We start from the raw sequence: 15653 nt of genomic DNA, 5'->3' as shown, positions 1-15653 counted from the left end.
TTGTCCTTCGACCCGACGACACTGCTGTTCGGCTGCACCGCGTTCCTGCTCGGGGTCGCCCTCATCGCGAGCTTCGTGCGCTGGCCCGGCTGGGCCATCGGTGTGTACACCACCGTCCAGCTCTGGCAGTCGCATCAGTCCCTGCCCGGATCCAGGTCGAGCGCGGGCGTGGATCTGCTTCCCACTGACGTACTGACGGTGTGTCTGCTGGCTGCGTCGCTCATCATCCTCGCGAGGAGGAGGGGGTTCCGCGCCCCGTTGGCACTCCTCGCCCTGCTGTCCCTGACCGCCTGTGCGCTGCTCCGCGGATTCGGACGCTTCGATGCCCAGACGGTGGGCAACGAGGCCCGGACCCACTTCATCCAGCTCCTGTGCGTTGCGTTCTTCGTCGCCGTCCTCTCTCCGGGCCGGCCGCTGGTGCGCACAGTGGCCCGCGTCTGGGTCGCGGCCGCCTGCGTTCTGTCCCTACTGGCGCTGCTGTGGTGGCTGGAGGCAGGTATCGGCTCCAATTCCGAACGGATCATGGTCGACGGGGTGCTCGTCAACGCCCGTGCGCTGGGCCCGGCCGAAGCCCTCATCATCGGCCAGGCGGCCATGTTCCTGCTGTGCGGCCGAGGCCTCGCGGGCCCCGGCTTCCTGGCGTGGCCGCTGTTGCTGGTCGTCGCACTGATGCAGCACCGCACCGTCTGGCTGGCCGTAGGCATCATGTTCACGGGCTGGCTGCTGTCGCGCCGTCACCAGGGGAGATCCCGCCTCACGGCGCTCACCGTCCTGGGTTCCCTGAGCACGCTCGGCCTGCTGGCCGTCTCCTGGGGTGTCGCCGAAGGGGTTACATCGAGCCTCGGGGCTTCCAGTGAGGACGACACGACGCTCGTGTGGCGCGTGGACGGGTGGCTCGCACTGCTGCCAAGGCTTGACGGAGTGCTGGACTGGCTGGTGGGGCTGCCGTTCGGCTCAGGGTACGACCGCATGATGAACGGGGTCCTCATCACCTTCTCCCCGCACAACTACTACCTGGAAGTGCTGCTGCGCCTCGGGGTTCTCGGCGTCGCGGCACTCCTGGCGCTGTACGCGACGGCCGGGCACGCGGCTGGCGCGGACCATGAGCACGGGCTGTTGATCCGACTGCTGATCTGCGGCCACCTGGTCTTCATGACCACCTACCCGCTCTTCCCCGAACAGGCTGTGATCCTCGGCCTGCTGGCGGCCTGCGCACGGCAGCGCAGCGACGCACCCAGTCCCCGTACGCCCCAGGAGTCGCCATGCCCAACAAGACTGCACTCATCACCGGCATCACCGGTCAGGACGGTTCGTATCTAGCCGAGCTCCTGCACTCCAAGGGCTATCTGGTACACGGCCTAGTCCGACGCTCGTCCACCATCACGACCCAGCGGATCGACCACCTCTACCAGGACCCGCACGAGCCCGACGCCTGGCTGCAACTGCACTACGGAGATCTCGCCGACGGCTCCCGCATCGCCGCGCTGCTGGAGCGTATTCAGCCCGAGGAGGTGTACCACCTCGCCGCTCAGTCGCACGTCCGGGTCTCCTTCGACGAACCCGAGTTCACCGGCAGCACCACCGGACTCGGCACCACCCGTCTGCTCGAAGCCATCCGGATGACCGGGTTGCCGTGCCGGTTCTACCAGGCATCCAGCTCCGAGATGTTCGGGACGACCGCACCCCCGCAGTCCGAGGGGTCACCCTTCCACCCGCGATCCCCGTACGCGGCCGCCAAGGTGTACGCGTACTGGATCACCCGCAACTACCGTGAGGCGTACGGCATCTACGCCGTCAATGGCATCCTCTTCAACCACGAGTCCCCGCGCCGGGGCGAGACCTTCGTGACCCGCAAGATCGCCCGCGCCGCCGCGAAGATCGCCAGAGGCGAGCAGCAGTTCCTGCATCTGGGCAATCTGGAGGCGCGCCGCGACTGGGGGTACGCGCCTGAGTACGTGGACGCGATGTGGAGGATGCTGCAGCGTGATCAACCCGACGACTATGTCGTCGCCACCGGTACAAGCCACAGCGTCCGGGACTTCCTCGCCTTCTGTTTCGAGCGCGCGGGACTGGACTGGGAGCGCCATGTTCGGTTCGACGAAAGGTACTTGAGGCCGTCCGAGGTCCCCGCCCTCATTGGCGACGCGTCCAAGGCGGAACGCGAGCTCGGCTGGCGGCCGACCGTTCTGACTCCCGAACTGGCCCGTATCATGACCGACGCCGAGCTGGGCGTTTCGACCCCGGAGGCTCTGACGCTGTGACCCGACTCGCCGACCTGGATCCCAGCGAGGAGCCCCTGCCACGGCCGACGGGTGCGAGACCGTCCATGTGGGGCGCCGGCGTCGGCACGGCGCGGACCCTCTCCCCACCGGACTACGGCCCGGCGGCGCTCTTCGCGCGGCGCCCGCTCCCGGCCGACGAACCCACCGGATGACCACCACCCGCTCCGCCGTGCACAGCATGCTGTGGAACTTCGCGGGCGCCGCGCAGGCCGTTATCCTCCAGCTCGGTTACACCGCTCTGACCGCACGGCTCGTGGAGCCCGCCGCTTTCGGGGCGTACGCCATCGCGACCGCCACACTCGGAATCCTCGCCTACTTCGCCAACGGCGGCGTGTCCGTCTGCCTGCTCCGAACTCGCCGTCTCACCCGGCCGCTCACCCGCCTTGCCCTGCGCACGACCGCCGTCACCGGTTGCTGCTGCTTCGTGGCCGCGCAGCTCACCGCACCGGCCGTCGGCCTGCTCTGGGACATGGAAGGGCTGGTGTCACTGGTGCGGCTGTTGAGCGCTCAGTTCCTCGTCACTCCCATGTCCCTCGCGGCCACGGCCGCCCTGCGGCGCTGCGGACATGCGGCGCGCGTAGTGCGTCTGGAACTGTTGGGCCAGGCCTCGGGTTTCAGCCTCTCCCTCACCCTGCTGGTGGCCGGCTGGAGTCCCCACGCCCTCGCGGTCGCCACACCGCTCGCCGCGGCCGTGGTACTCGCCGGAACGCTGCGGCTGCTGGCCGCGCAACCGCTGCCGGACGGGCCGCGTCCGCCAATGTCGGAGCTGCTCGGTCCGTCCACCTTCTTCACCGGTTTCAGCCTGGTGCAGTACGGGTGCAACACCGCTCCCCTCTGGCTTGTCGGCGCCATGTTCGGACCGGCCGCAGCCGGGCACTACGCGCGGGCATCCCTCTTCACCCAGCTTCCGGTGGCGATGTTGGCCCAGGGCATCAACCGTGCGGCCGCGCCCGCCCTCACCGAGGCGCGCGGCAGCAAGGGCGAGTACGACACCCTGTGTGGGGCCTCAGCCATCGGCCTGATCGGGTTCGGTGCCATCGCCGCTGTCGGTCCCGCCTTGCTCGGTGTGCTGCTCGGCCCGGGCTGGGAGTCCGCCGGGCGGCTCGTGCCGCTGCTTGCGGTGGGCGCGGCGTTCTCCCTGCTGGCCTGGGTCGGTGACTCCATCAACCAGGTGCGGCAGGCCCCGGGCGCCATGGTGGGTTCCCAGCTCGCTGCCGTGCTGGCGATCGCGTGCAGCCTGGTCGCCGCGTTCCGGCAGGAGAGTCTGTCCGTGCTCCTGGCAGCCGCGGTGGCCGGCCCGCTCGCCGCGCACGCCGTCCAACTGGTGTGTTGGGGTGGCCCTCTGGCGATCTCCGTGCTGCGGGCGCACGCAGCGCATGCCGCGGTGGGCGGCGCCGTCTTCGGGGTCTGCCACGCGGGCCTTGCCCAGGGCCCCTACCTCGGACTCGTGGCCGCGCTGCCGCTTGTCGCCGGGGTCGCGCTGCTTCGGGACCTGCTGCCCGCCTACGCGGTGGCGCGCCGACGAGGCCTGCTCCGTCTCGGCAGAGGCACCGTTGGCTCGCATGCCGTCGCACGCTCCTCGGACCGGCCGTGAGACGGCCGGCTCGGCCCCACCCTGTGCGCGTGCCTTGTGTCGAGCCGATGGAGTGCTTACGGGTACGCGCCCGGGAGGTTTCGCGGTGTCCGGTCACGCACTGCCGTGGACGAGGCCCTCCAGACCACGGGCGAACCTGATGGCCATCGCCTCGACCGTATAGCGCGTCGCGTCGGCGCGGCAGGCGCGACGCAGGGAAGCCAACCGGTCGGGATCGGCGAGGAGTGCGGCCACGGCCGCCGCATAGCAGTCGGCGTCGCCGTCGACCACCAAGGCGTTGCGCCCGTCCTCCAGATACTCGAACTCTGGGCTGTGCAGGGGCCAGATACAGGTCACCAGCGGTGTTCGGAGCGCGAAGGAGTCCACCGCGCAAAGTCCGACGGTTCCCGGCATCAGCATGACGTCGGCGGCAGCACCGAGCAGCGCCTTGTCCCCGTCATGGGCGTGCCCCACATGGACGACCGGGCCGCCGGCGGCCGCTACCAGATCTCGTTGGGCGCCGTCACCCGCGACCAGCAGCCGGAACCCGGGGACACGGCGGGCGATCGCCTCGGCCGCGGCCAGTAGGAAAGGGATTCGCTTGTTCCGGTCGAGCCCGCCGATGTACAGCCCTGTCAGCCCGGGGTTCAGCCCGTACCGCTCACGCAGGGCCGCCACCTCGGCGTCGGTGACCGCGTCACGCGCCGAGGCCAGCGACCGGCTGTCGAGTGCGTTCTGCACTACCGTGACCCGTTGCGGCGGCATCCCGGCCCGCACCGCGTACTCACCGCCCGCGTCGGTGTACGCGAAGAACCAGTCGGCCCTGCGGGTCAGCGCCGCCTTGGCCCATCGCTCGGGCATGCGGTGTCGCATGCTGTAGGTCCGCCCGTGCCCCCACAGTGCGACCCGAGTCCTACGGCGTCGACGGGCGAGCAGCGGGTACGCGTCGAGCTGGTGCAGAGCCTGGGGCAGCACGAGCGCGTCACATGAGCGCGCCAGGGCGCCGAGCGGACGCCACACGATGCGGCGCCCGCCGATCCACCAGTCGCGCTGTGGGAGCTCGATCGCTCCCGGCAGTGTGATGCTGTCGCGGCGGTCCACCCAGTAGCCGGTTGGCGCGCTGTGGGCGATGGCCAAATCAATCTCGCGCTCGCCCAGTTGATCGGCGAGCCGGGCATAGAAGGGCAGCCGGTACGAGGTCATGTACGGCTGCACGAAGACGACACGAGCCCTTTTCATACCGTCTCCATGGGCATGGCCGTGCCGAGGAGTTCCCCGTAGAGCCGCACCATCCGTCCGGCCCAGACCTCTTCGCTGTACGCCTCCTCGTACACCCGCCGGCAGTGGGAGCGCAGAGCCGGGAAGCTGCTGCCCGCCTCGCGCAGCACTCGATCCAGCGGCGCCTCCCAGCCGGTGACGGCGCCGGTTCCCTCGGCCCGCACCGCGGCGTGCGTCGCGGAACCTTCGAAGGCGAGCACGGGAAGGCCGGCGGCGAGCGCCTCGATGTACACCAGCGGCATGCCCTCGTACCAGCGGCTGGGGAAGACGAGACCGCGGTAGCCCGGCAGTCTGTGCCGTAGCTCGGTGCGACCGAGCACGCCGTGGAACCGCACCGAGCGTGGTGCGGCGGCACGGCAGTCCTCTTCCAGCGGACCGTTGCCGATGACGTCCAGCGGTGCGTCGGCCGGCCAGCGGCGGAGAAGGTCGAGAATGCCCTTCTCCGCGGTGAGCTTGCCCGCGTACACCCAGCGTTTCCCGGGCTCGACAGTCCGGCCTTCCACCGACGGCACGAAGTTAGGGATGAGAGCCATGCGCCTCTCGTCCACCCCGGCGCGGGCATAGGTGGTGCGGCCGAGCTCGGAGAGGACCACGATCCGGTCGGCGCGGCGCAGCAGCGGGTCGGCGGCCACTCCGCCACGTCCCGCCCAGGCCAGCGGCAGGGTGGCGAGCCGGGAACCGCGGTAGCAGCCGGCGCGCAGCCCGGCCCAGCGGTCCCCGTCCACGCACCTGGTGCAGATCCCGCCGTCGCGGTAGAGCGTCGCCGCCGCGCAGATCGGGCGGAAGTTGTGCAGCGTCGTCACGAGCGGACCGCGCCATCCGGTCAGCCAGTCGCGGCCGAAGTTGGGGAAGAGGTTGTGTACGTGCACGATGTCAGGGGAGAAGGCGCGCAGTTCGGGAAGGGGGGAGCGGCCGCGCCCGCCGGCCACCGTGACCGCGCATCTGACGGCGTGCAGCGGGCGGGTCCGCAATTCGTCGGTGTGCGCGGCAACCATCTGTACTTCGTGTCCGGCCCTGCGCAGCGCCTCCGCATGGTCGAGGGGGGCCTCGTTCTCGCCACCGGGGGCGGAGGTGCTGTAAAAACTGTGGACCAGGGCGATCCTCAGCGGCCTCATACGTGTGCCGCCTCTCGCGCGCGGAAGAGCACCACGTCGCATTGGAGCATCTGACCGGACTGCGGGTCGGTGAAACCGGGGATGACGGACATCGGGGTGAGACCGAGTTCCGACTGGAGCAGCTTCAACGCCTCGTTGAAGAGTAGCCCGCCCTCGTACAGCGGAACGAAGGACGTCTCGGTCTGGATGCCGAGGCAGTCCGCCGCGTGGTTGCCCGCACCGCGCAGCACGTGTGCCTCGTATCCCTGGACGTCCATCTTGAGAAAGACCCGCTCGCCCGGGACGACGATCTGCTCCCACAGATCGTCGAGTCGGCGGATCTCAGCCGTCTGCTCGCCGGTGTAACCGGCGTGCGGAGCCGCGCGCGAGTGACGTTCCAACATCGGGAGCACCGAACTGCTGGCGCCCGCGTTGCCGGCGACGTTCATCACAATGGTGCCGGTGTGGTCGCCGAGCGCGTACGGCAGCACGGTCCAGGCGGGGTCGGGCGATGCCCGACGGCGCAGTTCCCCACGCGGGCCGCTCAGCGGCTCGAAGGAGACAATGCGGCCCTGGTAGCCGCTGCGACGCAGCATCGTCCCGTATTCACCGCAGTGTGCGCCCGCGTCGATGACCAGGTTGATCCCGAACTGCCCCATGAGCTGCACGAGTTGCTGTCCTGACCAGGTCGCTGGGTAGCGGGCGATGTCGATCCCGAGTCGCTGTACGCCGCTGCGTACGCGGTGGAGGAGGGTCACGGTCGTACTGCTCCTTCGCATGGATGCTTAGAGAAGTCGGCGATTTCCCCGCACCTCCAGCCGCCGCAGGTGGCCAAGAATGTCGAGAGATACGCGCATCGCCGTGTCGGGCCGAGTTCGAATGATGCCGGAGCGAGCTGGAGCGGCATCTCTCTGAATCATCAGCAGCTTAGTGTCCTCAACTCACTTGCATGACACATGACACGACTGGCTTCCCCGGCCATCCGGAAAGCAGTTCACGTTCAAACGGGTGGTGAATTGCATCTCCCGGAGCAATCAGGAAACGCCTTCGGGTGACGGCGGCCAAGAAGCGTGTGGCGGCTTGTAGGCCAGCGAAGGACGGGCCTAGCCTGCTTGGCGTGGCCAACGCGAAGAGCATCATCAAAGCAGTGATCGGTCCGCTGAACCGTCCGGTTGCCCAGTCCCGGCTCGCCCTGGCCGTGAAGTCGCCGAGTCCCTTGAAGATCGAAATCGGCAGCCACGCAGCCCGACGCCCGGGCTGGATCTGCACCGACATCTCCTGGCGTGCGCGGCACTACCTGGATGCCACCAAGAGGTGGCCGGTCCGTACAGCCTCGGCGAGCCATGTCTATGCGGACAACATGATCGAGCACATCCGCCTGATGCCCAATCGCCGCATGTTCCGTGAGGCGCATCGCGTACTCGTCCCGGGTGGTCGCATCAGGTTGTCCACTCCGGACGTGGAGCACGTGGTCCGGCTCTACACGGCAGACGACCAGGAGACCCGACTGGAGATGGAGAGGTGGCGCCGGAAAGGCTACGAGATCCATCACCCCATCGATCTGCTGCGCACGACCTTCCAGGATTGCGGCCATCACATCGGATACCTGTGGGACTTTGCGACCCTGACGGCCGAACTCGAATCGGCCGGTTTCAAGAGTGTCCGCCGTTGTGCGCCAGGACAGAGCGATGACCCCGATCTCAGGAACCTGGAGGTCCGCCCCGACTTTGCTCTGACCGTGGAGGCGGAGGCGACTGGTTGAGAGCCGGACGAACTCGCCGGCTGGATCACCGCGGAAGCCCTGATCGGTACCGTGCTGGTCAACATCACGGTCAGCGGACACAGCGCGGCGTCGCGCGGCGGACATCGCCATCGCCAACGCCGTCGCCTGCCGCTTCAGCGATGTTGTCGAGCGCTTGGAGAGCCTAGTTCTCGCACCCCCGCCTCTGCGTCTACGTCCGCGGTGAAGCAAGCGTCACCCAGCCCGCCCGGCCCCCGGCTCGGTCAACCCGGCCGGCGTTTCAGGGTTTGTCTATCGGATCACGTGCGGAGCCAGATGAGGACGGCGGCGAAGGTGACGGTGCCGAGGTAGACAGAGGCGCGTATTCGGCTGTTGGCCGTCACCGACGTGACCGGGCGCCAGCACCACGGGTCCTCGGGGAAAGGAGCGGACTGACGACCGGGATGACGGCGCAGGCGGATGACGGTGCTTATCCAGGCGATCAGCGGCCCTTCGTAGTCGGCGGCGGCCAGGGGCCCCAGCATTGGTTGTGAGATCAACGGAGGAGTTAGGTCCGTCTGCCAGCTTGACCGGCGGGCAGAGTGGCGTTGCCTCTCTACCGCTCGGCGGGGCCGTCCTCACCGTCAATCTCGTAGATCCGCTCTTGAAGCCGTTCACCGGCCCACTCCAGCCCGACGCCCAGGTCAAACCAGTGCCGATCCTTCCGCGCTGCGGGTCGTGAGAGGTTCACCGCCGCCCAGGAGAACACCCCCAGGAGGACGGAACGCCCGTGCCGCGTTGTCCGCACGGACAACGCAAACGGTGCGGCGAGTGCCGCGCGGGTCACCAGGATGACCTGTTCGTCCTCGGAACGTGGACGCCCACCCGTAAGAAAACGGGGCGTTTCAAGGATCTTTACCCACTCGACCACCGCGTCTGCCACCTGGGCGCGCAGGGACTCCTCGATGCCTTCCCGGACGGCCCGCGCGGGATCATCGCCGAGCCAGCCAAGCCAGTGATCAGGATCAGTGAGCTTGCTGAAGTCGTCCTGTGGCACCCCGTGACGGGGATTCTGCCGGTACTCGCCGGTCAGCTTCCCGCCGCCGTCCACCACCCACGCACCGCGGATCGCCTCAGGAGGTACGTAGCCGTTCGGGTCGTCGATATACGTCGGGTCGATCTCGGCGACGCTGCCACCGGGATTCTCAGCAGCCGCAGCCAGCAGCGCCGGATCGTTCGGTATGCTCTTACGCCTGCCTCGCGAGCCGAAAAGTCCCACGTTCCCACCCCCACCGTCGCCCGCCTCGTTGACCCCGATTGTGCCGCAGTGGTCAGGACCACATGAGGAGGGTGTGGCGGCGATGGATGGGCGGGGAGCCTCAGGGAGCAGCCCGGCAGTGGCCCCGGCGCCCCGGCCTCGTCCCGTGGCGGTCGGCCCGAACGGCTGGCCCCTGGAATCCGCCACGGACGCCTCCGGCACCGTATGGACCCGCCAGGTGCCGGGCAGTTCGGTCGCCGTGGCCCTGCGCCTCGGCGAGCCGGCGGTGGTGCTCGTTCACGTGATACGCCGCTACCACTACGAGATCGACACCCTCACGACGGCGAAGTGATCGGCTTCCGTCCTCCGGGCAGGTCGCTCAAGGGCTACGCGGCCAACCACGCCTCGGGTACGGCGTGCGCGATCCGTCCGACGTGGTATCCGGAAGGTGTCACGGGCGGACTCTTCCCGCATCAGCGAGCCGTCATCCTGGACATCCTGCGGGAATGCGAGGGCGTGGTGGCCTGGGGCGGGAACTTCCGCCGCCGCCTGAACGAGGCTCACTTCCAGATCGACGTCCCCCCGTCCGACCCGCGCCTGCAGCGCCTCGCGGCACGGCTGCGCGGATGGGAGGACGTACCGGGGAAGGGAGCGGGAACGCTCCACCTCGGGGTCTGACGGACCCTGGAGCGCGGGTGCCCCGAACCAGGCTCGGACGTGCGTGAGGCAGGGCGGCGGACCCCCGCCCCCCTGCCACACAGACGTGGTGTCCGGCCCCGTTGCCGCCAGGGAGACGGCCCCGGCTTGCGCCGGCTCCCTGGCCTCCCTGACGCGTCCCGGTCGAGATCCTCTGACTGGATCACGGTGGCGCGTCGGGCGTTGGTGCCGGCATCCGCCCAGACGCCAGCAGTTGGGCCGTGACGTGGAGGGGCTGCGGTGACCGTGAGGTCTGGTTGTGCCGCTGGGCCGGCCGCCATCCCCACCTCTCGAGCAGCGCCTGGCGGCTGCGGTCGTGCTGGGCCGGGGCGGAGGCGGTGGGCGAGGGCGGTGCGGCTCGCGGTTCCCCCCCCATGCGAGGCATCAGGCAGCTTCGCCTGGGGGCGAGGAGTGCTCTCCGGTGGATCGGCGCGGATGCGGGGGCAGCAGTTCGGTGGTGATGAAGGCGACCACGGCCGCCAGGATCACCAGGGGCATCACGTCGAGGCTGCCGAGCAACAGGGCGACGAGCACGACGCTGCTCACGGGGAGCCGCAGTGTGGCCCCGGTGGCCGCTGCCATGCCGGCCGCCATCGCGGGTAGCACTCCGAGACCTGGCAGCGGTGCGAGCAGGACGCCGGTGGCGGCTCCCAGGAAGAGGGCGGGGAAGACGGGGCCGCCTCGCAGGCTGCCCAGACACAGGGTGTAGGCGGCGCCTTTGAAGGCCAGGACGGCCAGCAGCGCGCCGACGCTCCAGGCGTGCGGGTCGGCGGCCAGTGTGCTCAGGGTGCTCTGGCCGGACGTGGCGACGTCGGCGGGGGAGCGGTCGGTGCTCAGTGTGTAGAGGGCGGCGCAGGCCGCGGCGCCCAGCGCGCACAGAACGGTCCGTACCGGTACGGCTTTCATGGTGTACAAGGCCACCAGTCGTCCCGCGCTCAGCAGCAGGTGTGTCGCGACGGCGATGGTCACGGCCATGATCAGGGTCCAGAGCACGTCCGCGGCGTCCAGGCGCGGGGACGGGGCGGGCAGCTCGAGACTGAGGCTTCCTGTTTCCAGACCGGTCCAGCGACCGAAGCCGGTGAAGACCAGGGCTCCGACTCCGCTGGAGAGCAGGGCGGGCAGCATGACCGCGAACAGTCGTGGACCTCCCACGCCTGCGATCTCGATGAGAAGGACGGCGGCGACCACGGGGTTGCCGAAGATCGCGGAGATGGCCGCCGCGGCTCCGGCCGCACCCAGCAGCGCCGTGCTCTGCGCGGCCGTGGGTGCGTGGGCGAGGTTGCGGAACAGCAGGGCCAGGCCGCCACCCAGGGCGATCAGCGGTGCCTCCGGGCCGAGGACGGCGCCGAACGGCAGACTCGCTGCCGCGGCCAGGAGCACTCCGGGCAGCGCGGTGGGGGAGGCGCCTCCGGTATGCAGGCCGGAGGCTGGGATGTGGCCGCCCGCACCTGGGAGCCGTGCGGCGACCAGGCCGACGACCAGGCCCGCGACGAGGAAGAGGGGCAGCGGCCACCACCACGCAGGCGCGTCCCACCCCAGGTCATGGGGGAGGTCCGCCCACAAGACGTGTTCCAGTTCGTGCAGCCCGACCAGGAACCAGAACGCCGCGAGGGACACCGGGATGCCGATGAGGGCGCAGAGGAAGAGCACCTTCAGATAGCCGGGAGCCAGCAGCAGGTCCCGCAGCCGGTCCGCCTCCTCAGGCTGCGCTCCGCTGACGGGCGGACCGGATCGAGGGCTGGGCCCCGCCATCGGTGTCTCCCTTCCCCTCGACCCCACGTCGACTCGGCGCCGGGCACAGCCCGCCCGGGCTTGCGGTGAGCGCGGCACTGGCGGAGAAGCCGGCACCGAGCGGACAGAGACGCCGCTCAATCCCGAAATCAGGTCTCACACCGCACCATCCCATCGCTACCTGCCGTTTCTCCCGACTGCAACAGCGACACGCTGCCCTGACATGCGGTCCTCGTGGTCCGACTGTATGAATGAGGTAGTGCCTCCATGATCGGAGCGAAACATGGACGACTATCCCCTTCTCAACCTGTTCTGGACGATGCTGTGGCTCTTCCTGTGGGTCATGTGGTTCTTCCTGCTGTTCAAGGTGGTCACGGACATCTTCCGGGACCACAGCCTCAGCGGCTGGGCGAAGGCGGGGTGGCTCGTCTTCGTGCTCGTACTGCCCTACGTCGGTGTCCTGGTGTATCTCATCGCCCGGGGGAAGAGCATGGGCGAAAGGGATGTGAAACAGGTCCAGGAGCATGAGGAAGCCCTGCGCCAGTACATCCAGAAAGCGGCGGGAGCCGGGAGCAGTTCGGTGGAGGAGCTGGGCAAGCTCTCCGCGCTCAAAGACAAGGGCGACATCACCCAGGAGGAATTCCAGCGCGCCAAGACCAAGCTCCTGAACTGACGCCTGACGCCTGACGCCTGACGCCTGACGCCTGACGCCTGACGACCTGACGTTTGACGCCTGACTACCTGACCCCCCTGTGGTCCTTTCGTCGAGTTCGCTGATCCCAAGGAAACGGCCAGGGGCATCCGCAGGGTGGGGCGAAGCCGAGGCGGTATCGGCGCGGCGACGGTGCCGCAATGGGACCTGATCGGAGACGCTCTCCGCCGGAGAGCGGGTGCTGACGAGAAGGACAGAATCCAATGGCATTGACAGGGAGGTCGCTACGTGTCCGCCGAGACCAATAAGGCGCTGGTACGCCGGTTCTTCGAGGAAGTGCTCAACGGGCGGCGCACGGAGATCGTCGACGAGCTGGCCGCGATGGACTACAAGGAGCACGACCCGCTGCCCGGGCAGCGCGAGGGGCGTGAGGGGCTGAAGGACCGAGTGGCCATGCTCGTGGAGGGGCTGGCACCCACCTTCAGCATGGACGACATCATTGCCGAGGGGGACCGTGTCGTCGTCCGTTGGACCAACACTGCTACCCACTCCGGAACTTTCCTGGGCATTCCCCCGACGGGACGATCATGCCGCTTCGCCGGAGTCGACATCTTCCGGCTGGACGGCGGCCGGCTCGCCGAACACTGGCACGTCGTCGATCAGCTCTCCATGCTCCAGCAACTGGAGCTGCTCCCGTCATCCTGAGCCCGAGCCGGTGCGGCCGATCGTCAAGGACGCAGCCCGAGCAGGAAGCGGGTGCCGGACCGGGCCCGGGCGGGCCGCTCGGTAAGGGCGCAGCCGCCACCGTCCTCGCACGCCGCTGCCGGGCCACGGCCCCGTGCGGTTCTCCAGGCCTGTTGCGGCAGGTGCCTGTGACCCGCCTGGGGGATGCCGGCCTGCCGGCGGCCCTGATGGTGGGGGTTACCCGGTGCAGCCGGGGACGGGGGAGGGGCTGCCGGTGCAGTTGGTGGGGGTGTTGGCGCTCACCGCGGAGTTGTCGAGTGTCGCGGAGCCGGCGACGTGGTAGATGCCGCCGGGGTTGATGGCGGCGGCGTTCCCGCTGACCACGCTGCTGGTGAGGGCGAGTGTCCCACGGTCGTTGGCGATACCCGCGGCCTGGTGGGCGGTGTTGTTCTTGACGTTGCTGCTGGTGAACGTCGCCCCTGCCGCACCGCCGGTGCTGTAGATGCCACCGCCGGTACCGTCGGCGGCGTTGTTGGACAGCTCGCTCCCGGTGAGGGTGACCGCGCCGAAGTTCAGGATGCCGCCCCCGTTCGTGGCCGCGTGACCGCCGCTGAGGGTGACCGCCTTGAGAGTGAGGTCTCCGGTAGTGCTGACCTGGGCGATGCGGAACACGGACGCCGAGCTGCGGGTGATGGTGTTGGCGTTGCCCTCCAGGGTGATGGGGGTGGTGATGATGGGGAGCCCGGTGGGTCCGTTCACGCCGTCGTTGCCGTGGGCGGCGGTGAGCGTGTAGGTACAGCCTGCGGTGAGGGTCACGGTCCCCCCGCCGGCGGTGTTGGCCGCGTTTACAGCGGTGATCAGTGATGTCTCGTCGCACGCAACGGCCATGATCCGGGCCTGGGCGGTCGCGGGCAGGAGGGTGGTCGTGCCGGTGGCCAGAACAGCGGCCCCGGCAAGGGCGAGAACGACACGACGGAATCTCATGGAACCCTCTGGGAATAGCTCGACTGCCTCGCGAATGCGGGCACTGCGCACATGCGCAGCGAGATCAGACGCTAGCGCCTCAGTTATGCGAGAAAACGCGGGAAGTTCACCGTCGGCCCTAGCTCCACTCGTACGAGCGAGAGGCGGCTCAGGACGTGCCCGGCACCACGCGGGGCGCGCCCCCCGTCGCGGCCCTGACGGCCAGGCCGCACCCAGTACGGCCGAACCCGCTATCGAAGCCCATCGACCGACAGAGCGTTTGCGTTCCGCTTGGCGTCCGGGCGCGGCTGGGCGCCGCGCCCGGTGCATGGCGAGTCAGGACCAGCTGTTGTACGAGCCGCCCACCATGCCGGTAGGCGTACGTCCCTTGAAGGGGACACTCCAGTCGCCGGTGCCCGCGTAGACGTAGACGGTGTTGTCGCTCGGGCTGTGCCCGATCAGGTCGGGGCGGCCGTCGCGGTTGGCGTCGCCGATGGCGACGACGTCGCTGTAGGTGTTCCAGCCGGTGCCGATCTTCGTACGGGGTGCGAAGGTGCCGTCGCCCTTGCCGAGGTACAGCCAGAGGTCACCGGCGGCATGGCGGGCGACGAGGTCGCCGGCCGGAGCGCCGCCGATGTTGCCGGTGGAGGTGATCTGGTTGTAGATGCCCCAGCCGGTGCCCATCTTCTGCCGGGGGGCCAGGGGCGCGTTGGCGTTTCCGGTTCCGGGGTAGAGCCAGAGGCCGCCGGCCGGGTCCGTCGCCAGGACGTCGGGCTTCTCGTCGCCGGTCAGGTCGCTGAGATTGCCGGTGGCCTCGATCCGGTCGTAGATTTGCCAGCCGGTGCCGGTCTCGACCGGCTTCCCCGCCTGCACGGTGCCGTAAGAGGGCTCGTGACCGGTGTCGATGCGCCACAGCTTGCCCGCGGCGTCCCGGGTCAGTACGTCGGGCGAGCCGTTGTCGCTGTAGTCGTGCGGCTTGACCGAGCGGACGACCTTGAAGGTGCCGGACTCGTTGACCTCCGGACCGACGCCGTTTTCGGCACCGCGCGGAACGTCCACGTGTAGTCGCCGTTGAAGGCTGCCTTGGGCGCCTGCGTCGGGCCTTCGAAACCACCGAAGGTGCCGTGCCAGACGAAGCCGATGGCGCCGCGCGCCGCCGTAGAGGACGTCCCCGGACTCGTGGCGGGGCTGGAGGTGGCGGACGAAGCTTTGGCCGGTCCGCTGGTGGGTGACCGTGACGGTGACGGAGACGTTGCTCCGGGAAAGATGCCAGCCCATGGGGACCCAGCGGTCGCGGTCGAAGTCGATCACGTCGGGAACGTCGGTCCGGACGTAGGTGACCGCGGTCGATTGTCCCGTGCTCGCGACCAGCTGGGTGGCGGGCGCCCCGTCCTGCCCGGCCGAGACCCAGTACAGACCCTCGCCCTCGGCGGCGGTGCCGCCGCGTACGAGGAGCGTGCCGTCGGCCGCGGGCGCGACCGCGGAGACGTAGGCGAGGACCTCGACGTGCTGACCGGGCTCCGCCAGGGACGCCGCGCGGAACGGCCGCAGGGGGTCGTCGTGTTCGGCCAGGAGCGAGGTCGGGGAGCCGTACGACAGCAGGCCGCCCACCAGGTTGACGAACGTGGGGTAGCCGACGGTGTGCCGCTGCGCCACCCCGGTCACCCGGTCGACGGTGACCACGAAGGAGCTTTCGTTGTGTAGTCGGCCCAGGCCACGTGT

At 69.3% G+C, this 15653-nt stretch carries 17 protein-coding genes; 9 read left to right on the top strand and 8 right to left on the bottom strand.

The features are described 5' to 3' along the window. The 4 genes from IE136_RS15480 to IE136_RS15465 are packed head-to-tail and all read left to right on the top strand — an operon-like array spanning window position 1 to window position 3876. Window positions 1-1320, top strand: a complete 1320-nt coding sequence (locus tag IE136_RS15480; RefSeq protein WP_189600633.1) for a hypothetical protein — start codon at window positions 1-3, stop codon at window positions 1318-1320. After that, window positions 1263-2261, top strand: coding sequence for a GDP-mannose 4,6-dehydratase (gmd, locus tag IE136_RS15475; RefSeq protein ID WP_158993507.1), 999 nt, complete (start codon window positions 1263-1265; stop codon window positions 2259-2261). Before IE136_RS15480 ends, gmd begins: the two co-directional genes overlap by 58 nt. Continuing rightward, window positions 2258-2434: a hypothetical protein gene (locus IE136_RS15470; protein ID WP_158993509.1), complete on the top strand. Its 177-nt coding sequence runs from the start codon at window positions 2258-2260 to the stop codon at window positions 2432-2434. Before gmd ends, IE136_RS15470 begins: the two co-directional genes overlap by 4 nt. Further along, window positions 2431-3876: an oligosaccharide flippase family protein gene (locus IE136_RS15465; protein WP_158993511.1), complete on the top strand. Its 1446-nt coding sequence runs from the start codon at window positions 2431-2433 to the stop codon at window positions 3874-3876. Before IE136_RS15470 ends, IE136_RS15465 begins: the two co-directional genes overlap by 4 nt. A gap of 93 nt (window positions 3877-3969) precedes the next feature. Here the strand turns inward: IE136_RS15465 and IE136_RS15460 are convergent, their stop codons facing one another. The 3 genes from IE136_RS15460 to IE136_RS15450 are packed head-to-tail and all read right to left on the bottom strand — an operon-like array spanning window position 3970 to window position 6985. Beyond that, window positions 3970-5058, bottom strand: coding sequence for a glycosyltransferase (locus IE136_RS15460; RefSeq protein ID WP_229818866.1), 1089 nt, complete (start codon window positions 5056-5058; stop codon window positions 3970-3972). Window positions 5059-5090: 32 nt separating this feature from the next. Beyond that, window positions 5091-6248: a glycosyltransferase family 4 protein gene (locus IE136_RS15455; protein ID WP_189600631.1), complete on the bottom strand. Its 1158-nt coding sequence runs from the start codon at window positions 6246-6248 to the stop codon at window positions 5091-5093. Continuing rightward, complete coding sequence (locus tag IE136_RS15450; RefSeq protein ID WP_229818865.1) at window positions 6245-6985, bottom strand: FkbM family methyltransferase; 741 nt, start codon at window positions 6983-6985, stop codon at window positions 6245-6247. Before IE136_RS15450 ends, IE136_RS15455 begins: the two co-directional genes overlap by 4 nt. 359 nt (window positions 6986-7344) lie before the next feature. Between IE136_RS15450 and IE136_RS15445 the strand changes: the two genes are divergently transcribed. Further along, window positions 7345-7989, top strand: coding sequence for a class I SAM-dependent methyltransferase (locus IE136_RS15445; RefSeq protein ID WP_158993519.1), 645 nt, complete (start codon window positions 7345-7347; stop codon window positions 7987-7989). 278 nt (window positions 7990-8267) lie between these two features. On the opposite strand, the gene IE136_RS15440 is transcribed toward IE136_RS15445, so the two are convergent. Further along, complete coding sequence (locus IE136_RS15440) at window positions 8268-8507, bottom strand: hypothetical protein (RefSeq protein ID WP_189600630.1); 240 nt, start codon at window positions 8505-8507, stop codon at window positions 8268-8270. A gap of 56 nt (window positions 8508-8563) precedes the next feature. Next, window positions 8564-9226 (bottom strand): hypothetical protein, encoded by a 663-nt coding sequence (locus tag IE136_RS15435; protein WP_189600629.1) that lies wholly within the window; start codon window positions 9224-9226, stop codon window positions 8564-8566. Between the two features lie 145 nt (window positions 9227-9371). Here IE136_RS15435 and IE136_RS15430 point away from each other — a divergent pair, with 145 nt between their 5' ends. Continuing rightward, window positions 9372-9557: a hypothetical protein gene (locus IE136_RS15430; RefSeq protein WP_189600628.1), complete on the top strand. Its 186-nt coding sequence runs from the start codon at window positions 9372-9374 to the stop codon at window positions 9555-9557. After that, window positions 9554-9883 carry a hypothetical protein gene (locus tag IE136_RS15425; protein WP_189600627.1) on the top strand — a complete coding sequence of 110 codons (330 nt, stop codon included), beginning with the start codon at window positions 9554-9556 and terminating at the stop codon, window positions 9881-9883. Before IE136_RS15430 ends, IE136_RS15425 begins: the two co-directional genes overlap by 4 nt. Window positions 9884-10285: 402 nt before the next feature. Here IE136_RS15425 and IE136_RS15420 read toward each other — a convergent pair whose 3' ends face one another. Next, entirely contained in the window at window positions 10286-11653 is a 1368-nt protein-coding gene (locus IE136_RS15420; protein WP_189600626.1) for a chloride channel protein, read from the bottom strand. Between the two features lie 262 nt (window positions 11654-11915). Between IE136_RS15420 and IE136_RS15415 the strand changes: the two genes are divergently transcribed. Both IE136_RS15415 and IE136_RS15410 read left to right on the top strand, forming a co-directional pair. Then, entirely contained in the window at window positions 11916-12305 is a 390-nt protein-coding gene (locus IE136_RS15415; protein ID WP_189600625.1) for an SHOCT domain-containing protein, read from the top strand. Window positions 12306-12572: 267 nt separating this feature from the next. Next, window positions 12573-12989 carry an ester cyclase gene (locus tag IE136_RS15410; protein ID WP_158983577.1) on the top strand — a complete coding sequence of 139 codons (417 nt, stop codon included), beginning with the start codon at window positions 12573-12575 and terminating at the stop codon, window positions 12987-12989. A 216-nt stretch (window positions 12990-13205) separates the two neighbouring features. Here IE136_RS15410 and IE136_RS15405 read toward each other — a convergent pair whose 3' ends face one another. Next, window positions 13206-13952: a hypothetical protein gene (locus IE136_RS15405; RefSeq protein WP_229818864.1), complete on the bottom strand. Its 747-nt coding sequence runs from the start codon at window positions 13950-13952 to the stop codon at window positions 13206-13208. Between the two features lie 315 nt (window positions 13953-14267). Continuing rightward, window positions 14268-15653, bottom strand: a 1386-nt coding sequence (locus IE136_RS15400) for an FG-GAP repeat domain-containing protein (RefSeq protein ID WP_229818863.1), incomplete at its 5' end; no start/stop codon positions are given.

The organism is Streptomyces lateritius (assembly GCF_014649715.1).
Taxonomy (GTDB): domain Bacteria; phylum Actinomycetota; class Actinomycetes; order Streptomycetales; family Streptomycetaceae; genus Streptomyces; species Streptomyces lateritius.
The sequence above is the reverse complement of the archived record's forward strand: the minus strand, read 5'-3'. Positions and strand labels throughout refer to the sequence as shown.